23 protein-coding genes and 2 riboswitches are annotated in these 21,863 nt (G+C 74.2%); of the genes, 7 read left to right on the forward strand and 16 right to left on the reverse strand.

Annotated features, from left to right (window positions below; genetic code table 11):
* Nucleotides 1-5 precede the first annotated feature (5 nt).
* From cobO to QJ852_11600, 8 genes are read right to left on the reverse strand one after another with little or no spacing between them, the layout of a single operon-like run.
* On the reverse strand, nt 6-602 hold the full coding sequence (gene cobO, locus QJ852_11565; protein ID WGX99057.1) for a cob(I)yrinic acid a,c-diamide adenosyltransferase: 597 nt from the start codon (nt 600-602) through the stop codon (nt 6-8).
* On the reverse strand, nt 595-1,239 hold the full coding sequence (bluB, locus tag QJ852_11570) for a 5,6-dimethylbenzimidazole synthase (GenBank protein WGX99058.1): 645 nt from the start codon (nt 1,237-1,239) through the stop codon (nt 595-597). Before bluB ends, cobO begins: the two co-directional genes overlap by 8 nt.
* The gene (locus QJ852_11575; GenBank protein ID WGX99059.1) at nt 1,236-3,254 is read right to left on the reverse strand and encodes a VWA domain-containing protein; all 2,019 of its coding nucleotides are present in this window, start codon (nt 3,252-3,254) and stop codon (nt 1,236-1,238) included. The genes bluB and QJ852_11575 overlap by 4 nt, the downstream gene beginning before the upstream one ends.
* Nucleotides 3,251-4,024, reverse strand: a complete 774-nt coding sequence (locus tag QJ852_11580; GenBank protein ID WGX99060.1) for an SAM-dependent methyltransferase — start codon at nt 4,022-4,024, stop codon at nt 3,251-3,253. Before QJ852_11580 ends, QJ852_11575 begins: the two co-directional genes overlap by 4 nt.
* The gene (cbiE, locus tag QJ852_11585; GenBank protein WGX99061.1) at nt 4,021-5,211 is read right to left on the reverse strand and encodes a precorrin-6y C5,15-methyltransferase (decarboxylating) subunit CbiE; all 1,191 of its coding nucleotides are present in this window, start codon (nt 5,209-5,211) and stop codon (nt 4,021-4,023) included. Before cbiE ends, QJ852_11580 begins: the two co-directional genes overlap by 4 nt.
* Nucleotides 5,199-6,761 (reverse strand): precorrin-3B C(17)-methyltransferase, encoded by a 1,563-nt coding sequence (gene cobJ, locus QJ852_11590; protein WGX99452.1) that lies wholly within the window; start codon nt 6,759-6,761, stop codon nt 5,199-5,201. Before cobJ ends, cbiE begins: the two co-directional genes overlap by 13 nt.
* Before the next feature lie 5 nt (nt 6,762-6,766).
* Complete coding sequence (locus QJ852_11595) at nt 6,767-7,432, reverse strand: precorrin-8X methylmutase (protein WGX99062.1); 666 nt, start codon at nt 7,430-7,432, stop codon at nt 6,767-6,769.
* Nucleotides 7,429-8,274: a nitrite reductase gene (locus QJ852_11600; GenBank protein WGX99063.1), complete on the reverse strand. Its 846-nt coding sequence runs from the start codon at nt 8,272-8,274 to the stop codon at nt 7,429-7,431. Before QJ852_11600 ends, QJ852_11595 begins: the two co-directional genes overlap by 4 nt.
* Before the next feature lie 53 nt (nt 8,275-8,327).
* A riboswitch (cobalamin riboswitch) is annotated at nt 8,328-8,504 on the reverse strand.
* A gap of 30 nt (nt 8,505-8,534) precedes the next feature.
* Here QJ852_11600 and QJ852_11605 point away from each other — a divergent pair.
* The 3 genes from QJ852_11605 to QJ852_11615 are packed head-to-tail and all read left to right on the forward strand — an operon-like array spanning nt 8,535 to nt 11,594.
* Nucleotides 8,535-9,674 carry a Nif3-like dinuclear metal center hexameric protein gene (locus tag QJ852_11605; protein ID WGX99064.1) on the forward strand — a complete coding sequence of 380 codons (1,140 nt, stop codon included), beginning with the start codon at nt 8,535-8,537 and terminating at the stop codon, nt 9,672-9,674.
* Nucleotides 9,675-9,684: 10 nt separating this feature from the next.
* Nucleotides 9,685-10,428 (forward strand): C4-type zinc ribbon domain-containing protein, encoded by a 744-nt coding sequence (locus QJ852_11610; GenBank protein WGX99065.1) that lies wholly within the window; start codon nt 9,685-9,687, stop codon nt 10,426-10,428.
* Nucleotides 10,425-11,594 (forward strand): bifunctional RNase H/acid phosphatase, encoded by a 1,170-nt coding sequence (locus QJ852_11615; protein ID WGX99066.1) that lies wholly within the window; start codon nt 10,425-10,427, stop codon nt 11,592-11,594. Before QJ852_11610 ends, QJ852_11615 begins: the two co-directional genes overlap by 4 nt.
* Nucleotides 11,595-11,672: 78 nt before the next feature.
* Here the strand turns inward: QJ852_11615 and yaaA are convergent, their stop codons facing one another.
* Entirely contained in the window at nt 11,673-12,452 is a 780-nt protein-coding gene (gene yaaA / locus QJ852_11620; GenBank protein ID WGX99067.1) for a peroxide stress protein YaaA, read from the reverse strand.
* Between the two features lie 24 nt (nt 12,453-12,476).
* Between yaaA and QJ852_11625 the strand changes: the two genes are divergently transcribed.
* Entirely contained in the window at nt 12,477-13,934 is a 1,458-nt protein-coding gene (locus QJ852_11625; GenBank protein ID WGX99068.1) for an RNB domain-containing ribonuclease, read from the forward strand.
* Nucleotides 13,931-14,464 (forward strand): bifunctional adenosylcobinamide kinase/adenosylcobinamide-phosphate guanylyltransferase, encoded by a 534-nt coding sequence (cobU, locus tag QJ852_11630; protein ID WGX99069.1) that lies wholly within the window; start codon nt 13,931-13,933, stop codon nt 14,462-14,464. Before QJ852_11625 ends, cobU begins: the two co-directional genes overlap by 4 nt.
* A gap of 136 nt (nt 14,465-14,600) precedes the next feature.
* On the opposite strand, the gene QJ852_11635 is transcribed toward cobU, so the two are convergent.
* Nucleotides 14,601-15,368, reverse strand: coding sequence for an adenosylcobinamide-GDP ribazoletransferase (locus QJ852_11635; protein ID WGX99070.1), 768 nt, complete (start codon nt 15,366-15,368; stop codon nt 14,601-14,603).
* Nucleotides 15,365-16,414 (reverse strand): nicotinate-nucleotide--dimethylbenzimidazole phosphoribosyltransferase, encoded by a 1,050-nt coding sequence (gene cobT / locus QJ852_11640; protein WGX99071.1) that lies wholly within the window; start codon nt 16,412-16,414, stop codon nt 15,365-15,367. The genes QJ852_11635 and cobT overlap by 4 nt, the downstream gene beginning before the upstream one ends.
* A gap of 262 nt (nt 16,415-16,676) precedes the next feature.
* Here cobT and QJ852_11645 point away from each other — a divergent pair, with 262 nt between their 5' ends.
* A complete protein-coding gene (locus tag QJ852_11645) occupies nt 16,677-17,192 on the forward strand; it encodes a 2'-5' RNA ligase family protein (protein ID WGX99072.1) in 516 nt (171 codons plus the stop codon).
* 8 nt (nt 17,193-17,200) lie between these two features.
* Here the strand turns inward: QJ852_11645 and QJ852_11650 are convergent, their stop codons facing one another.
* Both QJ852_11650 and QJ852_11655 read right to left on the reverse strand, forming a co-directional pair.
* Nucleotides 17,201-17,464, reverse strand: a complete 264-nt coding sequence (locus QJ852_11650) for a hypothetical protein (protein WGX99073.1) — start codon at nt 17,462-17,464, stop codon at nt 17,201-17,203.
* A 38-nt stretch (nt 17,465-17,502) separates the two neighbouring features.
* Nucleotides 17,503-17,817, reverse strand: coding sequence for a multidrug efflux SMR transporter (locus QJ852_11655; protein ID WGX99074.1), 315 nt, complete (start codon nt 17,815-17,817; stop codon nt 17,503-17,505).
* A gap of 15 nt (nt 17,818-17,832) precedes the next feature.
* A riboswitch (guanidine-III (ykkC-III) riboswitch) is annotated at nt 17,833-17,895 on the reverse strand.
* Between the two features lie 198 nt (nt 17,896-18,093).
* On the opposite strand from QJ852_11655, the gene QJ852_11660 reads away from it, so the two are divergent.
* Nucleotides 18,094-18,297, forward strand: coding sequence for a cold-shock protein (locus QJ852_11660; GenBank protein WGX99075.1), 204 nt, complete (start codon nt 18,094-18,096; stop codon nt 18,295-18,297).
* 163 nt (nt 18,298-18,460) lie between these two features.
* On the opposite strand, the gene QJ852_11665 is transcribed toward QJ852_11660, so the two are convergent.
* The 3 genes from QJ852_11665 to QJ852_11675 all read right to left on the reverse strand — a co-directional run bounded on the left by QJ852_11665 (nt 18,461) and on the right by QJ852_11675 (nt 21,670).
* Entirely contained in the window at nt 18,461-20,071 is a 1,611-nt protein-coding gene (locus QJ852_11665) for a multicopper oxidase family protein (GenBank protein ID WGX99076.1), read from the reverse strand.
* A gap of 20 nt (nt 20,072-20,091) precedes the next feature.
* Complete coding sequence (locus tag QJ852_11670) at nt 20,092-20,967, reverse strand: hypothetical protein (GenBank protein WGX99077.1); 876 nt, start codon at nt 20,965-20,967, stop codon at nt 20,092-20,094.
* An 82-nt stretch (nt 20,968-21,049) separates the two neighbouring features.
* Entirely contained in the window at nt 21,050-21,670 is a 621-nt protein-coding gene (locus QJ852_11675) for a TetR/AcrR family transcriptional regulator (GenBank protein ID WGX99078.1), read from the reverse strand.
* Nucleotides 21,671-21,863: the final 193 nt, after the last annotated feature.

Here is a 21,863-nt window from a genome sequence, read left to right on the forward strand (position 1 = left end):
GCCGGTCACCACTCGATGCCCTTCTGGCCCTTCTGGCCGGCATCCATGGGGTGCTTCACCTTGGTCATCTCGGTGACCAGGTCGGCCAGCTCGACCAGCTTCGGATCGGCCCGGCGGCCGGTGATCACGACATGCTGGTGGCCGGGCCGGTTCGCGAGCGTCTCCACGACGTCGTCGATGTCGACCCAGCCCCAGTTGATCGGGTAGGTGAACTCGTCGAGGAGGTACAGGTCGTGCTGCTCGGCCGCGATCCGCCGTTTGATCTCGGCCCAGCCCTCGACGGCGTCGGCGGCGTGGTCCTCCGTGGACCCGGCCTTGCGTGACCAGGACCAGCCCGAGCCCATCTTGTGCCACTCGACGGTGCCGTTGCCCGGGGGGAGCCTCTCGAACGCCGTCTGCTCGCCCAGGCGCCACTTCGCGGACTTCACGAACTGGAACACCCCGATGTCCCAGCCCTGGTTCCAGCCGCGCAGCGCGAGCCCGAAGGCCGCGGTCGACTTCCCCTTGCCGTCGCCGGTGTGCACCATCACCAGCGGTCGGTTGCGGCGTTGGCGCGTGGTGAGCCCGTCGTCCGGTACGACGAGCGGCTGGCCCTCAGGCACGGTTCCTCCAGGTGTCTTCGTGGATGGCGTCGGCGAGGGGGCGGCGCGAGCGCCAGCCGTGCCGCTCGAGGTCGGGCACCGTCTCGAGGTGGCTGACGGTGCCGAGGCAGAGCCAGGCGACCGGGCGGACGCCGGGCGGGATCCCCAGCAGTTCCTGCAGGAAGGACTCGCGGTAGAAGGAGACCCAGCCCAGGCCGAGCCCCTCCGCGGTCGCGGCGAGCCAGAGGTTCTGGATCGCCAGGACGGTCGAGTAGAGGCCGGCGTCGGCGATCGCGTGCCGGCCCAGCACGTGCTGCCCGCCGCGGGCCTGGCTGTGCGTCACGACGACGCCGAGCGACGACTCGCAGATCCCCTCGACCTTGATCCGGTCGAACGTGCTGCGTCGCTCGGGCGGAAGCGAGGCGGCGAAGGTGGCGCGCTCGGTGGCGACGTGGTCGCGGAAGGTACGGCGCAGTGCGGGATCGCGGACGACCACGAAGTCCCACGGCTGGCTCATGCCGACGCTCGGGGCGCGGTGCGCGGCCCCGAGGACCCGGAGCAGCATCTCGTCGGGGACAGGGGAGCCGGTGAACTCGGCGCGGACGTCGCGTCGGCGCTCGATGACGTCGTACAGATCCGCGGTCACGGGAAGGCTCACGCGGCCCTCCGGGTGACGTCGACCAGCGCCTCGGCGCTGACCTCGCCGATCGGGACGTGCTCCGCGCCGAGGTGCTCGGCGAGCGCGCCGGCCAGCCCCATCCGCATCGGTCCGGACTCGCAGTCGACGACCACGCTGGCGACGCCGGCCTCGGCCAGCAGGCCCGCGGCCGCGCGCGACCGCTCCACCGCGTGCGGTCCGGACGTGGCCCGGCCATCGGTGACCACGACGAGCAGCGCGCGGCGCTGGGGGTCGCGGGTCCGCTCGACGGCGAGCAGGTGCGCGGCTTCGAGCAGGCCCTCCGCCAGGGGCGTCCGGCCGCCGGAGGGCAGTTCCTCCAGTCGCTGCGCGGCCGCGTCGACGGAGTGCGTCGGCGGCAGGGACACCTCGGCGCCGGCGTCGCGGAAGGTCACCAGGCCGACCTTGTCGCGGCGCTGGTAGGCGTCGAGCAGCAGGCTGAGCACCGCCGTCTTCACCTGATCCATCCGCCGTCGTGCGGCCATCGACCCCGAGGCATCGACGCAGAAGAGGACCAGGTTGGACTCCCTCCCCTCGCGTACGGCGACGCGCAGGTCGGCCGGTCGCAGCCGGAGCGGCCCGGCGGTGCGGCCCCGCGCGAACTGGTGCGGCACCGCCGCGCGGATGGTCTCGGTCAGGTGGATCGCCCCGCCCGCCCCGCCCCCGCCGCCCGCGCCGCTCGGGGCGGTCGCACCGATCCGGCGACCGTTGCTGGTGCGGGCCCGACTGCGGCGGCCCGCCGTACCCGCGCCGACGCCGCGCACCGACAGCAGCCGGGTGCGGTACGCCGACCCGGTCGGTGCGACGCTGCTCGGGGCTTCTCCCGGCGTAGCGTCATTCGCTCTGTGGGCTTGAGCCCCCGGAATGTATGACGTTACGTCCGGGTGGGCCGAATCAGGGGGGGTGGGGTCAGCCTCTGCTTGGGATCCGTCCGGTTCGGGGCCGTCCGGTTCGGGACCGTCCGGTTCGGGACCGTCCGGATCGGGGCCGTCCGGTTCGGGGCCGTCCGGTTCGGGGCCGTCCGGATCGGGCTCCGGCGGGAGATCCTCCTCGCCGAGGGCCTGCTCCAGCAGGTCCTCGTCCATCCCCGGCGCGTCGAACGGCTTGCGCCGGCGCCGGTGCGGCAGCGCCAGCCGGGCGGCGACCCGGATGTCGTCGAGGGTGACCTGGGCACGACCGGACCAGGCGGCGTGGGCGACCGCGGTCCGGGCGGTGACGATGTCGGCCCGCAGCCCGTCGACGTCGAAGACGGCGCAGACCTCGGCGATCTTGAGGAGTGCGGCGTCGGTGAGCCGGACCGTGCCGAGCAGATCCCGGGCGGCCGCGATCCGGGCGCGCAGGGCAGCCTCCGCGTCGGCGTAGGAGGCCGCGAAGCCGGCCGGGTCGGCGTCGTAGGCCATCCGGCGGCGGACCACCTCGGCCCGCAGCACCGGATCGCGCGGCGCGGCGACCTCGACGGTCAGGCCGAACCGGTCGAGCAGCTGCGGACGCAGCTCGCCCTCCTCGGGGTTCATCGTGCCGACCAGGACGAACCTCGCCTCGTGGGTCATCGAGACGCCGTCGCGCTCCACCGTCGCGCGGCCCATCGCCGCGGCGTCGAGCAGCAGGTCGACGAGATGGTCGTGCAGCAGGTTGACCTCGTCGACGTACAGGAGTCCGCGGTGGGCCTTCGCGAGCAGGCCGGGCTCGTACTCCGCCCTGCCCTCGGCCAGCGCGCTCTCGAGGTTGATCGAGCCGGTGACCCGGTCCTCGGTGGCGCCGATCGGCAGCTCGACCAGGGGGACGGGGCGCTCGTCGACCGGGGGCAGGACGGCCGCGAGCGCGCGCACGATCGTCGACTTGGCGGTGCCCTTCTCGCCGCGCACGAGTACGCCGCCGACATCGGGGGCGATCGTGGTCAGGATCAGGGCCAGGGCCATCGGGTCCGGTCCGTCGGGACCGTCGGCCCCGACCACGGCGCTGAAGGGAAAGTGCTCGATCGTGGGGGCATGGTTCATCGCAGGCGCTCCTTCCGGGCGACGCGTTCGGGCGAGTAGAGGTAGGACTCGGCGTCGGACCGTTGACGGTCGGGCGCGAGCGCCGGGCCGACCAGGATCACGGCGGCCTGGCGGAGACCGGCCTCCTCGACGAGGCCGGCGATGGTGCCGACGGTGCCGCGCAGCACCAGCTCCTGGGGCTGCGAGGCACGGGAGACGACCGCGACGGGGCAGCCGGCGCCGTAGTGGGGCGTGAGCTCGGCCATCAGCGCGGCCGTGCGGGTGATCGCGAGATGCAGGACCAGCGTGGCGCCGGTCGCGGCGTACGCCGCCAGCGACTCGCCCTCGGGCATGGCCGTCGAGCGCGCCTGGGTGCGGGTCAGCACGACCGACTGCGTGACCAGGGGGACGGTCAGCTCGCGGCCGATGATCGCGGCCGCGGCGGCGTACGCCGGCACGCCGGGTGTCACGTCCCAGGGCACGCCGGCCGCGTCGAGGCGGCGGGTCTGCTCGTGCAGTGCGGAGTAGAGGGACGGATCACCCGACGTCAGCCGGACGACGTCGTGCCCGGCGACGTGTGCCTCGACCATCGCGGTGGTGATCCGGTCGAGGTCGAGGTCCTGGGTGTCGATGCGCCGTGCGCCCTCGCGGCAGTGGGACAGGACCTCGGCGTCGACATAGGTGCCGGGGTAGAGCACCACGTCCGCCCCACCGAGCAGGGTCGCCGCGCGGAGGGTGATCAGGTCGGCCGCGCCGGGGCCGGCGCCGACGAAGTGCACGGTGGCGCTCACTGCTGGCTCTCCTTGGTCCAGGACCACTGCACGACGGCGCGGGCCGGCGTCCAGCCGGTGAACCGCCCGCCCAGCGGCGTCACGTGCTCGACGCCCAGCCGGGTCAGCTCACCGCCATGGCGGTGGAAGGCGTCGACCAGCATCCGTTCGGTCTCCAGGGTGACGCCGTGCGCGACCAGCCGGCCGCCGACCGCGAGCCGATCACGGCACAGGTCGAGGAGTCCGTCGGCCGTCGCGCCACCGCCGACGAAGACCGCGTCGGGGGTGGGCAGGGCGGCGAGGGCGTCGGGCGCCCGGCCGGTGACGACGTCGAGACGGGGTACGCCGAGCCGGCTCGCGTTGCGGCCGATCCGCTCGGCCCGCTCCTCGTTGCACTCGACGGCGTGGGCCGAGGTCAGCGGGTGTGCGCGCAGCCACTCGATCGCGACCGAGCCGGCGCCGGCGCCGACGTCCCACAGCCGCTGGTGGGGTGCGGGGGCCAGCCGGGCGAGGGCGCTCGCGCGGACATCGCGCTTGGTGAGCTGGCCGTCGTGCTCGAAGGCGTCGTCGGGCAGGCCGGAGGCCCAGCTGGCGAACCCCTCGCCGGCGACCTCGATCGCCAGGACGTGCAGTCGCGGGACCGGCCCGTCGGGGTACGTCGTGCGGCTCTCGTCCGGGCCGCCCAGATCGCCCAGCACGTGGATCGCGCTCGCGCCGAACCCGGCGTCCGCGAGCAGTGCGGCGACCGCCGTGGGGGTGCGCTCGTCCGACGACAGCACCAGCAGCCGGCGGCCGGGGGCGAGTTCGCGGCGCAGCGCGTCGACGTCGCGGCCGACCAGCGTGACGACCGCGGACTCCTCGGCGGACCAGCCCATCCGGGCGCGGGCGAGGGACGCCGACGACACGGCGGGGACGATCTCGACGGCCTCGGCGCCGAGCAGGCGCACCAGCGTCGTACCGATCCCCGACACCAGCGGGTCGCCCGACGCCAGCGCGACGACGCGGCGGCCGGCATGCTCGCGCAGTACGCCGGGGAGCGCGTCGAGCGGGCGCGGCCACGGTCGTCGTACCTGGCCCGGCACGTCGGGGACGAGGTCCAGGTGACGTTCGCCGCCCAGCAGCACCTCGGCACTGCCGACCAGGCCGCGGGAAGGTGGGGGGAGATGGCCGTCGGCGCCGATGCCGACGACCGTGATCAGTCCACCCATCGCGGCGTCCAGACCGTGCCGTTCGGCTCCACCCGGGTCGAGGAGGCGCCGATGATGAGCAGGCACTTCATGTCGATGCTGTCGGTGTCGAGCAGCCCGAGCCTGGTGACCGTCAGCGACTCCTCGCCGCGGCCCACGTCGCGGCCGACGATCACGACGGTGTCGGGGGAGCGGTGCTCCAGCAGGATCTTCTGCATCTCGACGACCTGCTCGCGTCGCGAGCGCGAGGCCGGGTTGTAGACGCCGAGCACCAGGTCGGCCTCCGCGATCGCGCGCAGCCGGCGCTCGACGACCGGCCACGGCTTGAGCCGGTCCGAGAGGCTGAGGACCGCGAAGTCCGCGCCGATCGGGGCGCCCGCGCGAGCGGCGACGGCCTGCACCGCGCTCACGCCCGGGAGGACGCGGACCGGCACGGTCGCGTGCTCGGGGTGCGCCGGGTCGGCGGCCGCCTCGAAGACGGCGGCGGCCATGCCGAACACGCCGGCGTCGCCGCCGGACACCACGGCCACCCGCTCGCCGCGCAGCGCGAGGTCGAGCGCGAACCGGGCCCGGTCGACCTCGACGGTGTTGCCCGACGCGTGCCGCTGGAGTCCGGGGCGCTGGGGCACCCGGTTGACGTACGGCGCGTAGCCGACCACGTGCTCGACGTCCGCCAGCGCCGCGTTCGCCTCGGGGGTCAGCCAGCCGTCCGGGCCGGGGCCGAGACCGATGACGAGGAGCTCCGCGGGCTGCGGTTTGGTCCCAAACCGCAACATTTCGGGCCCTGGAGCTGCAGTCTCTGCCCAATCGGTGCGTTCCCGGCCCGCCCGCATCCGGTCCGCCGAGACCGCGCGGGCCGCGTCACCGGGCACCACGATCAGCGAGAAGTACGGCACCGCGTCGGCATCCACCTCGGCGACCGGCAGCCAGCGCTCCTCGGGCTGGGAGGCGCGCTCGACGTACAGCGCGCCCTCCAGCCGGCCCGCGGCGGCGAGCGCGGATCGGACGGCGGGGAAGGTCCGGCCGAGCTTCATGATGACCGCGCCGTCGGTGTCGGCGAGGCGCCGGGCGAGCTCCGGCTCCGGCAGCGTGCCGGGCAGCACGGTGAGCACGTCGGTCTGCCGCACCAGCGGGGCCGGGACGGTCGCGGTCGCGGCGGCGAAGGCCGGAACCCCGGGCACCACCTCGACCTCGAACCGGTCGCGGAAGCGGTCGACGAGGTACATCGACGAGCCGTAGAACAGCGGGTCGCCCTCGGCGAGGAGGACGACGTCGCGGCCCGCGTCCAGGTGCGCGGCCAGTCGGTCCTCGCAGGCGTCGTAGAAGGCGGCCAGCGCGCCGACGTACCCGCCGGGGTGGTCGGTGGTCCCGGTGGTGACCGGGTAGCGCAGCTCCTCCTCGATCGCCCCGGTGGGGATCAGGCCGGCGGCGATCCGCCGCGCGTGGGACTCCTTGCGCACGCCGGCGTGGAAGGCGACGACCGGCGCCGCGCGGATGAGCCGCTCGGCCTTGCGGGTGATCAGCTCGGGGTCGCCGGGGCCGATGCCGACGACGAGGAAGCGGCCGGGCACCGTGGTCACTCCTCCTCCTGGGCGAGGGCGTTGACCGCCGAGGAGGCCATCGCGGAACCGCCGCGGCGACCGCGCACGGTGACGAACGGGATGTCGATTCCGTGCTCGTCGGCGAAGGAGGCGAGTGCGTCCTTGGACTCGGCGGCGCCGATGAAGCCGACCGGGCAGCCGACGACGGCGGCCGGTCGCGGGCCACCGGCCAGGATCAGCTCGAGCAGGTGGAAGAGGGCGGTGGGGGCGTTGCCGATGGCGACCACCGCGCCGTCGAGGAGCGGTTCCCACAGCGACACCGCAGCCGCCGTACGGGTCGTCGACCACGTGGCCGCCAGCGACGGCACCCGCTCGTCGGTGAGGAAGCAGTGCACCGGGTTCTCGGCGGGCAGACGGCCGGCGGTGATCCCCATCGCGACCATCCGGGCGTCGCACAGGATCGGCGCGCCGGCGTCGAGCGCCGCCCGGGCAGCGGGCACCAGCCGTGGGTGGATGACCAGGTCGCGGACCAGGTCGGTCTGCCCGCTGCCGTGGATCATCCGGACCGCGACCTTCTCGGCCTCGGCCGGCACCCGGGACAGGTCCGACTCGCGGCGGATGGTCGCGAACGAGTCGACGTAGATCGCCGGGCCGTCGGCGACATAGTCGTAGCGTCGCGGGGGAGCGGTGAGCTCGGTCATCGGTTCTCCTCGGGGATGAGCACGCCGTGCCAGGGCGTCACGATCACGGTCGGTGCGGTCCAGGCCGCGATGGTCGTCGGGTCCAGCCCGTCGTCGGGGACGGCGAGATGCCGGCCCCCGGCGACCGGGCCGAGGGGGAGCGGCCCGGTCGCGGCGGCGGCGCCAGGTGCGGGCGGGACGGGCGGCGCGAGGGGGACGGACAGCTCGGGGACGTGCCACGGGGCATGCGGCCCGGTGCCGCGGGCGGCGAGGAAGGCCCGCGCCAGCGCGACCAGGGCGGCGGGCGCGTCGTGGAGAGGGACCACGCCGCCCCACCGCTCGCCGACCCGCAGCTGGGCGGTCGCGGCGTCGAGCGCGACCAGGCCGAGGTCGAGGTGCTTGTCGGCGAGGTCACCACGGCCGTCGTCGAGGGTGAACAGGAACCGGCCCGGCAGGCCGGCCAGCGCGTCGTCGGCCAACAGCAGCGCGTCGAGAGCGGCGAGCACGGGCCGCAGGTCGGCGCGGCCGCCGGCGAGACCGGTCTGCGGCGAGACCAGCACGTTGCGGACCCGGTCGTGGGCACGTGAGGGCAGCAGTCCGGTCGCCTCGAGCGCGGCCAGCGCGTCGTCGTCGAGGAGGCCCGCGGGGGACAGCGGCATGGCCCGCACCTGCAGGTTGGCCCGCCCGGTGACCCGCACCCGGCCGTCGCCGTACCTCTCGGCGACCTCGGCCAGCGCCCGTAGCGCCGGCAGCGCGACCCGGCCCCCGGGGACCCGGATCCGCACCAGCCCGCCGTCGTCGGCGGGCCACGGGTGCACGACACCGGGGCACCGGTCGGGTCGGCTCCGCGCAGTCTGCGCCATGGTGGTCCTTCGAGGCCGGGGCTCCTCGCGATCGCCCCTCATCGACCTCGCGACGGGTGGCCGCAAGGGCCAGCAGGTCTTCGGACTCGGGATCACCCGGTTCGGAGCGTCTTCCCAGACCCCTGGAGGTCCAGTGACATCAATGCTCCGGCCGTCACCCACACCGCTGCGCGTCAGTCCCGGACTCACACCGGGTTCCCTTCGCTGGCACCGGCACCATAGCAACCTCGGCGTCGCGACCTCTCGGTAGCCTGACCGCCATGCCTTCCCTCAAGGACGTCGTCGACCTGGTCCACGGCTGGTACCCGCCCGCGACCGCCGACAGCTGGGACGCGGTCGGGCTCGTGTACGGCGACCCGGAGCAGCCGGTGAAGAAGGTGCTGCTGGCCGTCGATCCCACCCCGGAGGTCGCCGCGGAGGCTGCGGACTGGAAGGCCGACCTGCTGCTCGTCCACCACCCGCTCTTCCTCAAGGGCGTCCACGGCGTCGCGGCCACCACCCCCAAGGGCCGCACCCTGCACACGCTGGCCAAGGCGGACTGCGCGCTGCTCACCGCCCACACCAACGCCGACCAGGCCGTCGGCGGCGTGTCCGAGGCGTTCGCCGTCGCGCTGGGCCTCAAAGACCTCAGCCCCATCATCCCGGCGCCGACGGGGCCCTCGGGGCCGCTCGACAAGCTCACCGTCTTCGTCCCCTCCGACGCGGCCGCGCCGGTGCGGGCCGCGGTCGCCGAGGCCGGGGCCGGCCGGATCGGCGACTACGACTTCGCGTCCTTCACCAGCGCTCCCGGTGAGGGTCGGTTCCGGCCTCTCGACGGCGCCAGCCCGATGATCGGCACGGTCGGTGAGCTCGAGACCGTCGACGAGGTCCGGATCGAGGTCGTCCTGCCACGCGGACGCCGGGCGGCCGTGGTCCGCGCGATGCTCGCGGCCCATCCCTACGAGGAGCCGGCGTACGACGTCGTGGAGCTCGCCGACCCGCAGCTCGCCGACGTGGGGACCGGTCGCGTGGGCACCGTCGAGCCGACCACCCTGGCCGGCTTCGCGGAGGCGGTCGCCGCGGCGCTTCCGCCGACCCGGCACGGCGTGCGGGTGGCGGGCGACCCCGACCGCCCGGTACGCCGGGTCGCGGTCTGCGGGGGCGCCGGCGACTTCCTGCTCGACCGGCTCGCCGGCTCCGACGCCGACGTCTACGTCACCAGCGACCTGCGCCACCATCCGGCCGCGGAGTTCCTCGAGAAGGGCGGCCCCGCGCTCATCGACGTCGCGCACTGGGCGGCCGAGTGGACCTGGCTGCCCGTCGTCGACCAGCTGCTGCGCGGTGCGCTCGGGGCGCTCGGCGAGACGGTGGAGACCCGGGTGAGCGCGATCTCCACCGACCCTTGGACAATGCGCCTGTGAGGATGCACCTGTGAACGCCGACCCCGCCGCCCAGCTCCGCCTGCTCGATCTGCAGGCCCTCGACGCGCAGGTCGACCAGCTGCGCCACCAGCGCGGCAACCCGGCCGAGGCCGCGGAGATCAAGGACCTGCTCGGCAAGCGGGTCGACGTCGACGGCCGGCTGCGCGACCAGCGCATCGTCGTCGACGACCTCGCCACGGCCCAGGCCAAGGCCGACGCCGACGTCGAGCAGGTCCGGGCCCGCCGGACCCGCGACCGCGAGCGGATGGACTCCGGCGCCGTCGCCGACCCCAAGGCCCTCGAGCGCATGCAGCACGAGCTCGAATCCCTGGAGCGCCGGATCACGACCCTGGAGGACGAGGAGCTCGAGGTCATGGAGCAGCTCGAGGAGGCGCAGTCGGCGCTGGCCGAGCTGACCGCCGCGGTCGAGGACCTCGACGGCAGGCTGGGCGTGCTCACCACCTCCCGCGACGAGAAGATCGCCGCCCTCGACGCCGAGATCGCGACGGTCTCCGGCGGCCGCGAGACGATCGTCGCCGAGATCCCCGCGGACCTGCTCGCCCTCTACGAGAAGCTGCGTGCCAGCAAGGGCGGCATCGGCGTCGGCGCCCTCCGGGCCCGCCAGTGCGGCGGCTGCCAGCTCACCCTCGACGCCGGCGAGCTCGCGGCCATCCGGGCCACCCCCGCCGAGACCGTGCTGCGGCACGAGGAGTGCCAGCGGATCCTGGTCCGCACCCCCGAGAGCGGTCTGTGACCGACCGGGCCGTGTCGCGCGTCGTCGTCGAGGCCGACGGCGGGTCCCGCGGCAACCCGGGCCCCGCGGCGTACGGCGCCCTGCTGCGCGACGCGGCCACCGGGGCGGTGCTGGCCGAGGACGCCCGCACGCTCGGCATCGCGACCAACAACGTCGCGGAGTACTCCGGCCTGGTCGCCGGCCTGGCCCTCGCCGTCGAGCACGCGCCCGGCGCGCGGGTCGAGGTGCGGATGGACTCCAAGCTCGTCGTCGAGCAGATGTCGGGACGCTGGAAGATCAAGCACCCCGACATGCAGGTACTCGCGGCCGAGGCACGGGCCCTCGCCCCCGCCGGTACGACGTACACCTGGGTGCCGCGCGCCCGCAACGCCGACGCGGACCGGCTCGCGAACGAGGCCCTCGACGGCACCCGCTCCGGTGTCAGCGTGCCGGGCGACGGCATCCCGGACGAGCCGGAGTCCGCGGCCGAGGAGGCCTCGTCGCCCTCGACCGGCCCCGGGCGGGCGACCACGATCGTGCTGGTCCGCCACGGCGTCACCCCGCACACGACCGGGCGCCGGTTCTCCGGTGGGCTCGGTGGCGACAACCCGGCGCTGTCGGAGGAGGGCCGCGCGCAGGCCAGCGAGGTGGCGCAGTGGCTCACCGAGCTGAAGGAGAGCGTCGACGTCGTCGTGGCCTCGCCGGTCCGGCGTACCCGCGAGACGGCGGACATCGTCGCCGCCGCGCTCGGTCTCGGCGTCGAGGAGGAGCCGGCCTTCGCCGAGATGGAGTTCGGCGAGTGGGACGGGCTGAGCTTCGCCGAGGTCGCCGAGCGCGACAAGGAGCGGATGGAGGCGTGGTTCGCCGACCTGACGGCCGCGCCCCCGGGCGGCGAGTCGTTCGTGACCGTGCAGCAGCGGGTGCTGGCCGGCCTGGCCCGGCTGCTGGAGGCCCACGCCGGCCGCACCGTGGTGCTCGTCAGCCACGTCACCCCGATCAAGACCCTCGTCGCGCACGCGCTCGACGCCCCGCTGGAGACGCTGTTCCGGATGGAGCTCGCCCCCGCCGCGGTCTCCGTCCTCGCGTTCTACGCGGACCCGCGCACCGGCGAGCAGAAGGGCTCGATGCGGTTCTTCAACGCGCTCGCGCCGGGCCGGCGTACCTTGCGCGACACGGGGCGCTGGTAGCGGCTCGGTCTGCCGTCGTACCGGACATTCCTGTCGTGATCCGGGCGAATTCGCGACCGGGATGTCCGGTACGACGGTTCAGAGTTCGCTGACGACCACGTCGAGCTGGGTCCCGGTCCGGCCGGACGCACCGACCTCGACGGTCCAGCCCAGCCGCTCCAGGGTGCCGGCGAGGGCGGCCGGGGTGCGCGGATCGGCCCCGTCCTCCAGCAATGCCCGCACGATCCGGCCCTTGGTGGCCTTGTTGAAGTGGCTGACCACCTTGCGGGTGCCGCCCTGCTCGTGCAGCACCCGCACGGTCGCCACGCGCGGGGCCAGGTCGGGACCGGGCCTCCAGAAGCTCGCGTACATCCCCGAGCGCAGGTCGACCAGCAGCCCGCGGCCGAGCGCCTCGGCCATCGCGTCCGGCAGTGCGTCGCGCCAGACCGCGGCGACCGGACCGAGGCGGGGGAGGGAGGCGTCGCCGGAGAGCCGGTACGACGGGATCCGGTCGCCCAGGCGGACCATGCCGAACAGGCTGGACGCGACCGCGACCCGCGCGGTGGCCCGCCGCTTGGCGCCGGCCGACAGCGTGGCGACGTCGAGGGCGTCGTACAGGACGCCGGTGTAGATCCGGTCCGCCCGCGCGGTCGGCGCGCCGGGCAGGGCCGCGTTGCGCGCGACGAGGTCGGCCTGGCCGGCGGAGAGGCCGAGCACCTCGGCGGCCTTGGCCGGGTCCTCCCGGCACAGCGTCACCAGGGCGTCGAGCACCTCGCCGCGCGCGTCGGTGAGCGCGGGCGAGGACAGCGAGGCGAGGTCGAGCACCCGGCCGCGTCGCGGAACGGCCTTGCCCTCGCTCGGTGGCAGCAGGATCAGCACGGGCGCAAGGATAGGGTCGCAGGCATGCCGAGCAATCTCGTGGTCCGGGTCAAGGCGAGCTCCCCCGAGATCCAGGAGGGCCTGGCGGCCATCGCCGCGGAGCTCGACCTGCCGGCCGGTTTCCCGGCCGAGGTCACCGCCGCGGCGGAGCGCGCGGCCGACGAGGTCGTCCTCCCCGAGCTGGACCGCACCGACCTGCCCTTCCTCACCATCGACCCCGAGGGATCGATGGACCTCGACCAGGCACTGCATCTCGAGCGCGGCCGCCCCGGCGACAAGGACAGCGGGTACGTCGTCCACTACGCGATCGCCGACGTCGCCGCGTTCGTCCGTCCCGGCGACCCGGTCGACGTGGAGGCCAACAGGCGCGGCGAGACGCTCTACGGCGCCGGCACCCGGATCCCGCTGCACCCGCCCGTCCTGTCCGAGGACGCGGCGTCGCTGCTGCCCGACCAGGTCCGCCCGGCGCTGCTGTGGACGATCCGGCTCGACGCGACCGGCGCGCAGGTCGATGTCCGGGTCGAACGGGCCCGGGTGCGCTCGACCGCCCGGTGGTCCTACGTCGAGGCGCAGCGGGCGCTCGACGACGGCACCGCCGGCCCCGGAACGGAGGTGCTCGAGCTGCTCCGTGAGATCGGCCGGCTCCGCGAGCAGCAGGAGGTCGCCCGCGGCGGCATCTCGCTGCCCCTGCCCGAGCAGGAGGTCGACGAGACCGACGGCGGCTTCCAGCTGGTGTTCCGCGAGCAGTTGCCGGTCGAGCTGTGGAATGCGCAGATCTCCCTGCTGACCGGCATGGCCGCGGCCTCACTGATGGCCGGGGCCCGGGTCGGGATGCTCCGCACCCTGCCGCCGGCCGACCCGCGCGACGTCGCCCGGCTGCGCCGCGTGGCGAAGGGCCTGCGCATCTCCTGGCCGCAGGACATGGACTACCCGGCGTTCGTGCGCTCCCTCGATCCGGAGGTCTCGCAGCACCAGGCGATGGTGGTCGCCTGCACCCGCCTGCTGCGCGGCAGCGGGTACGCCGCCTTCGACGGCGAGCTGCCCGAGCAGAGCCGCCACTCCGCCATCGCCGCCGAGTACGCCCACGTCACCGCGCCGCTGCGCCGCCTCGGCGACAGGTACGCCGGCGAGATCTGCCTGGCGATCTGCGCCGGCACGCCTGTCCCCGACTGGGTGTCCGCCGCGCTGCCCGGGCTGCCCAAGGTGCTGCAGGACTCCGCCAGCCGGGCCGGGTCCTACGAGCGGGCGGTCCTCGACCTGATCGAGGCGGCGGTGCTGGCCGACCGGGTCGGGAAGGAGTTCGACGGCGTCGTCACCAGTGTGCGCGACGACGAGCTGACCACCGGCGTGGTCGTCCTCGCCGAGGTCGGGGTCGAGGCCCCCGTCACCTCGGAGCAGCCGCTGCCGCTCGGGGAGGACGTCACCGTCACCCTCGCCACCGCCGACCTGGCGACCCGCAAGGTCGCCTTCACGCTCCCGTGAGCGGGGCGGCGAAGGTCCTCGTCACCGGCGGCGTCCGGTCCGGGAAGTCCCGCCACGCCGAGTCCCTGCTCGCCGACGCCCCCAGCGTCACCTATGTCGCTGCCGGACCCGCGTACGACGACGCCGACTGGGCGGCGCGGATCGCGGTCCATCGCGCGCGCCGGCCCGTCACCTGGTCCACCGCCGAGACCCGGGATGTCGCGGGGGTGCTCGGCGCGGCCGACGGCCCCGTCCTGGTCGACTGCCTCGGCACCTGGCTGACCGGGGTGATCGACGACGCCGGGCTGTGGGAGGCGGCGGCGGGGGAGATCGAGACCCATGTGCTCGGGCACCTCGACGCGCTGCTCGCCGCGGTGACGGGGACGGGGCTCCCGGTCGTGCTGGTGACCAACGAGGTCGGCCTCGGCGTCGTACCCGCGCACCGGTCGGCGCGCCTCTTCCGAGACCTGCTCGGCACGATCAACCAGCGCGTCGCGGCGGTCTGCGACGAGGTGCACCTGGTGATCGCGGGGCGGGTGCTGAAGCTCTGACCCAGGCGCGCCACCCCAGTAACACGCTGTCCGCCCGTCTGTCCGGCGGTTGTCCGCAGAATCGGTCCGAGATTCGCAGGAGATCCGCTGAGAAGCGTTGGGTAGTCGGGGAGACAGCGTGTTACAGCGCGCGGTCCTAGACCCCTGCCAGTCCGATCAGCAGCACCGCCAGCGCGAGCTCGATGCCCGCACCGAACACGTCGCCGGTCACCCCGCCGAAGCGGCGGACGGTGTGGACCGTCAGGGCCGCGACGAGCAGCGCCGCGACGGCCACGGTCACCGGCCCGCGCACCGGGTCCACCAGCGCCGCGAGCGCGGCCAGGCCGACCCAGCCCACGACCGCGACCAGGACCGGAACCCGGCGGGTGAAGGTGACGCCGAGCCCGTCCACGCGGGCGGGAGGAGCGAGCGTGCAGGCGGTGATCCACAGCGCGGCGCGGGAGGCGCAGACGGCGGCGCCGGCGACGACCGCGGTGCGCACCTCCCCGCCGAGGCCGACGAACCAGGTCAGCCCGGCGGCCTGCGCCCCGAGCACGAGGACGAGGGCGGCGACACCGGCCGGGCCGGCCGTACCGCCCTTCATGACGGCCAGCGACCGCTCCCGGTCATAGGACGCGGTGAGCCCGTCGGCGACGTCCGACAGGCCGTCGAGATGCAATGCCCGGCTGCCGACGGCGAGCGCGGCGAGCGCGGTGAACGCCACCGCGAGCGCGGGCAGGTCGAGACGGCCGCCGGCCCAGATCACGCCGCCCACGACGGCGCCGAGGGGGAGGACGGCGAGCGGGGCGAGCAGGAGCGCGCCGGTGGCGACGCCGGGCGTGACCCGTAGGACCGCGGGCACGCGCAGCGCGGTCAGCATCCCGATCGACAGCCGCAGGCTGCGACCGACGACGGCGACGCTCATTGCGCCGGGGGCATCAGGTCGGCGAGCAGCGCGACGTCGCGCAGCAGGGCGACGGCCGAGCGGAGCACGGGGACCGCCGCCACCGCGCCCGAGCCCTCGCCCAGGCGCAGCCCGAGATCGAGCACCGGCTCCAGCCCGAGCTTCTCCAGCGCCAGGGCCTGGGCGGGCTCGGTCGAGCGGTGACCGGCGGCGAACCAGGCGGACGCGCCCGGCGCGATCCGCTCGGCGTACAGGGCGCAGGCGACGGACATCAGCCCGTCGAGCAGGACCGGTACGCCGCTCTCGGCCGCCCGGACGAGGTAGCCGACGGTCGCGACGAGGTCGGCGCTGCCCAGCGCGGCGAGGGTGTCGAGCGGATCCGCGGAGCGGGGGTCGGCCCGGTCGCCCACCCGATCCAGCGCCTGCTGGACGAGGGCCTGCTTGAACGCCAGCGCGGCGTCGTCGACGCCGGTGCCGCGGCCGGTGACGTCGGCCGCCGGAAGGCCTAGCGCCGCGGCCACCATCGCGGCGGCCGGCGTGGTGTTGCCGATGCCCATGTCGCCCGACAGCAGCAACTGCGCGCCCGCGGCGATCTCCTCACCGGCGACGGCCCGACCCGCGGCGTAGGCCCGTGCGCACTCCTCGGCCGTGAGCGCGTCCTCGACGTGGATGGCCCCGCTGCCGCGCCGTACCTTGTGGGCCCGGACCTCCGCCGGCACCCCCTCCAGGTCGTCGTCGACGCCGATGTCCAGGACCCGCACGTGGACACCGTGGGCGGCGGCGAGCGCCGAGACGCCGGCCTTGCCGAGCACGAAGGTGCGCACCATCGCGGGTGTGATCGCCGGGGGATAGGCGGAGACGCCATGCTGCGCGACGCCATGGTCGCCCGCGAAGATCACCAGTCGGACGTCGTCCAGGGGGCGGGGCGGCACGGCGGCCTGGGTGGCCGCGAGCCAGACGCCGAGGTCGCCGAGCCGACCCAGCGCGCCGGCCGGGGTCGCCAGCCCGGCGAGGCGCTCGGCGGCTGCGGAGCGGGCGTCGGGATCGGGGGCGGGGATCGCACTCATGGTGCCGAACGCTACCGCCGGGGCGGCCCCGCACGGCCGTGCGCTCAGGTGAAGAGCATCACCAGCGCGGCGGAGAGGGCCAGGAGGGTGAGGACGAGCACCAGGCCCGACCACTCGTGCTCGTCGGCGTCCTCCAGTTCAGGCAGCTTCGCGGTCATGGTCTCCCCCCAGGGGCGCGGTCCGAGGCTGGTCGCGGCCCGCGGTCGCCGCGGTCCGAGGAGCCGGCGGCGGTCGCACGACCCCGCGCCATTAAGGTCCGCGTGTGGCCCACACCGTGCTCCTGGTCCCGGTACCCGCCCTGGAGGGCTACATCCGCGGCCGCTGGGAGCACTACGACCCGGCCTGGGTCTCTCGCGACCCGGCCTTCACCCACGCCCACATCACCGCACTGGCGCCCTTCCTGCCGGCGCCGTCGGAGACCGACCTGGCCCGGGTCGCGGCGATCGCCCGCGCCCGCCCGGCCTTCGACTTCGTGCTCGAGGACGTGACCGCGTTCCCGGACGGGATCGTGCACGCCGTCCCCACGCCCGCCGAGCCGTTCGCCGAGCTCACGGACCGGCTGTGGCGCGAGTTCCCGGCATGCCCGCCCTATGCGGGGGAGTTCGCGGACGTCGTCCCCCACCTGACGCTGGACCGGCTCGGCCCCGCGGTGTCGACCGCCTCGGTGGCGGCCGACCTCGCGGGACTGCTGCCGGTGCGGGCCCGCGCCGAGCGGCTCGAGCTGCACCGGTACGCCGAGGGCGATTGCCGGGTCCTCGCGAGCTGGCCGCTCGGCTGACGGCTTGCTCAGCGGGCTGGACCGGCGATCCGGTCCCGCAGCCAGGTCGTCGTCCCGTCCGGCAGTCCCTTGAGCTTGGGCCGTTCGGCCAGCGGGGCCACGAGCAGGGCCGTCCCCTCGGGCAGCGCCCACTTCAGCTCGTGGTAGACCCGGGACAGGCCTTCGGTGCTCTCGACCAGCGTGAGCCCGTCGGCGAGCCGGAGCAGCTGTGTCCATGGGCCGCTCACGTCCGCGGGCACGACTGCGGCGGACCAGGCGAGGAAGACGGCCATGCCGGGGCAGTACCCCGGCGACCGCCCGGGGAACCCGGTCAGTGGGCCAGCTTGAGCCCGATCACACAGCCGATCAGGCCCAGCAGCAGCAGGATCCGCAGCACGCTCACCGGCTCCTCGCCGCTGACCATGGCGACGACCACGGTGAGCGCGGCGCCGATCCCGACCCAGACGGCGTAGGCCGTCCCGACCGGCAGGGTGCGCATCGCGTACCCCAGCCCGACCATGCTCGCCACCAGCGCGACGAGGAACACCACCGACGGGGCGACCTTGCTGAATCCCTCGGACCGGGACAGGGCCGTGGCCCACACCGCCTCGAGCACTCCCGACACCGTCAACACCAACCACGCCACGACGACCACACCTCTCGTGGCCGTCTTGTCGCGCTCCGGGTACGGCTCCATCGTCCGGCAGTCGATTTTCGACTGTGTCGAGATCCTAGACGTACGGCGATGCGGTGCTAGGGTTGTCGTCGTTGAAGTGGTTCCCCCGGGAGCCTTCTGCAGCCACAGTGGATGCAGCTCATCTTGTGCTCTTGGTCTTCGGTTTCAGCTGGGCATCAGGCAAGACGGATGTCTTCAGCACCAAGCCCGACACGTCGTCGGGTGACGAACACCAAGGAGAAACAAATGGCTCAGGGCACCGTCAAGTGGTTCAACAGCGAGAAGGGCTTCGGCTTCATCGCCCCGGCCGACGGCACCCCGGACGTCTTCGTCCACTTCTCGGCCATCCAGGGCACCGGCTACAAGTCCCTGGACGAGAACCAGCAGGTCGAGTTCGACGTCACCCAGGGCCCGAAGGGCCCGCAGGCGGAGAACGTCCGCGCGATCTGACGTACCCCGTCTGACGCTTGAGAGGGCCCCCGGCACCGTTGTGCCGGGGGCCCTCGTCGTACCCGCCGTTCGGGTCGTGAAAGTGCCGGCAGGCGGACCGGAATGCCGGGTACGACGGCGCGGTGCCCGTTGAGCCGGCCCCCCGCGGCAGGGGAAGCGCGCCTCAGCGGATCTCGTAGTTGGCCATCATCCCCATGTCCTCGTGCTCGAGGTTGTGGCAGTGCAGCAGGAAGCGACCCCGGTAGGAGTCGAACCGGGTGATGATCCGGCGTCGGTCGTTGACGCCGAGACTGACCACGTCCTTCCAGGCGAGTGGCCCGTCGTCGCCGAGGAGCTGGAAGTGGCAGTTGTGGACATGGACCGGATGCTGCTGGTCCGTGGTGAGCTCCCAGATCTCGATGTCGCCCTGCCGCGGAGCCGCCGCGACCCGGTCCGGATCGAACATGTGGTGGCTGATCCGGAAGGTCGGTCCACCGGCGGTCGGGACCTTGCTGAAGAAGAACGACCGCGTGCGTACGGCGGCTGCCGGGTCGAGGCGCTCGATTCGGCTGAGCCGGGCCGGCGGGCGCCAGGCCGGCCGGTCGTCGGGGCCGGTCACGCGGAACTCGACCAGGGCGGTGGTCCCGCTGCCGCCGGAGAGGTTCTGCAGGCGGACCTTCGCCCCGACCGGGTAGCCGGTGAGGTCGAGGACCACGTCGACGCGCTCGGCGGGCGCCAGCACGAAGCTGCGCACCGGCATCGGGTGGCTCATCAGGCCGCCGTCGGTGCCGATCATCGTGAACGGCTCCCCGGCCACGGGCGGCCGGTCGAGGCCGATGCGGTAGTGGCGGGCGTTGCTCGCGATCGCGATCCGCAGCCGGTAGGTCCCCTGTCGGACCTCGTGGAAGGGGGCATGCACGCCGTTGACGAGGACGGTGTCGCCGAGGACGCCGTTGGCGAACTCCGGCAGCACGCCGGGGGTGCTGGCCAGGTCCGGGTCCAGGGAGGGGTAGCTGAGCTGACCGTCCGGGCCGAAGGAGCGGTCACAGAGCAGCAGCGGGATCTCGTGGTCCCCGTCGGGCAGGCCGAGCGCGGCCTCCTCGTCGTCGCGGTGGACGTGCAGCCCGACCAGCCCCTGCCACACCTGCGGACCGCTGAAGTCCATCCGGTGGTCGTGGTACCAGAGCAGCCCGGCCCGCTGGTCGAGCGGGTAGACGTAGTCGAACGCACCGTGGTGGACCCGGCCGCCGGGATGGAGGTGATGCTCCCCGGCGGTGGCCGCGGCGCCCGCGGGCAGGACGTAGTCGAGGGGGTAGCCGTCCGACTCCTGCGGCGTGTGCCCGCCGTGCAGGTGCCGCACGGTCGGCACCGGCAGCTCGTTGCGCAGCCGCACCCGCACCGACCGGCCACGGTGACTCTCGAACAGCGGACCGGGGAAGCTGCCGTCGTACCCCCACACGGGGGTGTCGACGTCGTCGAGGATCCGCACCGTGCCGGGGCGCGCGGTCAGGTCGTAGACGTCCTCGGTCGCCGTGGTGGCGACCGGCCGCAGCGGCGTGGGGACGGGCAACGGACGGACGTACGGCGTGGGCCGGGGCCGCTGGCTCCGCAGGACCGGACCGAGCTGACCGGGCTCGCTCCCCGCCTCGTAGGCCGCCGACCCGCCCCGGCCGGCGGGGGCGGGTCGGCGGACAGGAGCCGTTCGGTCGTCGCAGCCGGTGAGGGCGAGCAGCGGCGCCGCCGTCGCGCCGCCGACCGCGCGGAACAGCCGGCGGCGCGACCAGATGGGCGCCACTCTGGCCGTGGGCTCGCCGCTCAGCTGACCGTCACCTCGTGCGCCATGCCGACGGTGTAGTGCCAGACCGGCCCGGATGCGCCCATCTTCGGTTGCGCGTCGGGACCCGCGCCGTCCATCACGGGGATGTGACACAGCACGACATAGCGGCCCGCGGTCAGGTCGACGTTGGTGAACGCCGTCGCACCCGGCGCGGTCATCGTCGCCGCGACGATCTCGGCGGCCTGCATCATCGCCTCGTCGTCGAGCTGGAGCAGGTCGTCCATCGTCCCGGTGTAGGAGTCGCTGACCTTCATGATCAGGGCCTCGTGGAAGTCCTGGCCCTCGTTGGTCAGCCCGAAGCTCGTCCGTGCGGCGGGCAGCGCGTCGGGCAGGCCCATGTACGCCATCTCGGGATCGCCGTCGGCGCTCGCCGCCGGCGTCTCGTGGGCCATGAAGTCGACGGGTGCGTAGTCGCACAGGGTGCGCCCCGCGGCGGCGGGGGCGAGCATGCTCCCGAGGAGGCTCTCGTCCTCGAGCAGCTTCGTGTTGCCCGTCTCCACCACCTCGTCCAGGGTGGTCGCGACCGCGGTCGCCGCGGTCTGCTCGTCGCCGGACAGCCCGGAGGCGAGGCCCTCGAAGAGGTCGCCGAGCTGGGTCAGCTGCTCGTCACTCGGGCCCTCGTCGCCGGAGCCGCCGAGGTCGAGCAGTGCCGTGGCCGCCTCGAGCAGCCCGTCGCAGGCCGCCTGCTGGGCTGCCGTGAGGCTCGGCTCCACGGTGGCACTCGGCGGTGCCGGGTCCGCGGTCACCGGCTCGTCGTCGGAGGAGCCGCACGCGGTGAGGCCGGCGGAGAGGACGGCCGCGGTGGTCAGTGCGAGCAGGGCACGGGACAGCGCGGCAGGCTTGATGTCGGTCATGGGTGTGAGCCTCGGTGTCCCGGCGACCCGGGTAGCAGGTTCACTGGTCACGACTTTCCGGGATGCCGGACCCGGCTGCGACTCAGTCGGCGACGCCGACCGCCCGCAGCGCGAGCCGGCCGTGGTGGTGGCCGATCTGCTCGGGGGTCCAGGCCCCGGTGGGGCGGTACCAGCGCGCCACGTCGATGCCGAGGGAGGTCAGGCTCATCGCGGTCATCTCGGCGTCGGCGACCTGGAACACGCCCTCGTCGACGCCGGCGCGGATCAGGTCCCCGAAGAGCCCCTGGATGGCCCGGCGCAGCACCGTCACCTCGGCGAGGTGCTCCGCGGTGAGGGCGTTGAGCTCGTACTGGACGACGCGCGCCTGGGTGTGGAACTCCGCATGCCACTGCCCGAAGCAGGATGCCGCGGCCCGCAGCCGGTCGGTGTTGGAGGCGTGACGCCCGACCTCCGCGTCGAGCAGGACCTGGACCGAGCGGTGGCCGTCGAGGGACAGCTCGAAGAGCAGATCCTCCTTGGTCGCGTAGTGCGCGTACATGACGGCCGGACTCATGTCGGCGGCCAGTGCGATGTCGCGGGTGCTGGTGCCGTGGAAGCCGCGGTCGGCGAACGCGCGGACGGCGGCGGCGAGGAGGACCGAGCGGGTCTGCTCGCCGCGCGCGTTGCCGCGGCGGCGGCGTGCGGGCGCCGGGCTCTGCGACATCAGCTCTCCGCTCCCGTCTCGTGGTGGGACCACCCACGGGCCGACTGTAGTGGCCGGGGTGCTGTGACGGGTGGCACAGGCCGTCGTCCTTGACGCCGGATGCGCGGAGGCGGTCCAATCGTCCCGGAATCTAAGCAGTCGCTTAGAAAATCACGCGGTCCGGCCGCACCCTCTTCTCCGACCTTCTCCGACC

The organism is Nocardioides sp. L-11A (genome assembly GCA_029961745.1).
Lineage (GTDB): Bacteria > Actinomycetota > Actinomycetes > Propionibacteriales > Nocardioidaceae > Nocardioides.

Bases quoted from the DNA above. Each gene is read 5' to 3' on its own strand.
- QJ852_11660 (WGX99075.1), top strand. From the start codon at position 18,094: ATGGCTCAGGGCACCGTCAAGTGGTTCAACAGCGAGAAGGGCTTCGGC.
- QJ852_11595 (WGX99062.1), bottom strand. From the start codon at position 7,432: ATGACCGAGCTCACCGCTCCCCCGCGACGCTACGACTATGTCGCCGAC.
- QJ852_11575 (WGX99059.1), bottom strand. From the start codon at position 3,254: ATGAACCATGCCCCCACGATCGAGCACTTTCCCTTCAGCGCCGTGGTC.
- QJ852_11670 (WGX99077.1), bottom strand. From the start codon at position 20,967: ATGACCGACATCAAGCCTGCCGCGCTGTCCCGTGCCCTGCTCGCACTG.
- QJ852_11625 (WGX99068.1), top strand. From the start codon at position 12,477: ATGCCGAGCAATCTCGTGGTCCGGGTCAAGGCGAGCTCCCCCGAGATC.
- cbiE (WGX99061.1), bottom strand. From the start codon at position 5,211: ATGGGTGGACTGATCACGGTCGTCGGCATCGGCGCCGACGGCCATCTC.
- QJ852_11650 (WGX99073.1), bottom strand. From the start codon at position 17,464: ATGGCCGTCTTCCTCGCCTGGTCCGCCGCAGTCGTGCCCGCGGACGTG.
- cobT (WGX99071.1), bottom strand. From the start codon at position 16,414: ATGAGTGCGATCCCCGCCCCCGATCCCGACGCCCGCTCCGCAGCCGCC.
- QJ852_11675 (WGX99078.1), bottom strand. From the start codon at position 21,670: ATGTCGCAGAGCCCGGCGCCCGCACGCCGCCGCCGCGGCAACGCGCGC.
- QJ852_11635 (WGX99070.1), bottom strand. From the start codon at position 15,368: ATGAGCGTCGCCGTCGTCGGTCGCAGCCTGCGGCTGTCGATCGGGATG.
- QJ852_11605 (WGX99064.1), top strand. From the start codon at position 8,535: ATGCCTTCCCTCAAGGACGTCGTCGACCTGGTCCACGGCTGGTACCCG.
- QJ852_11600 (WGX99063.1), bottom strand. From the start codon at position 8,274: ATGGCGCAGACTGCGCGGAGCCGACCCGACCGGTGCCCCGGTGTCGTG.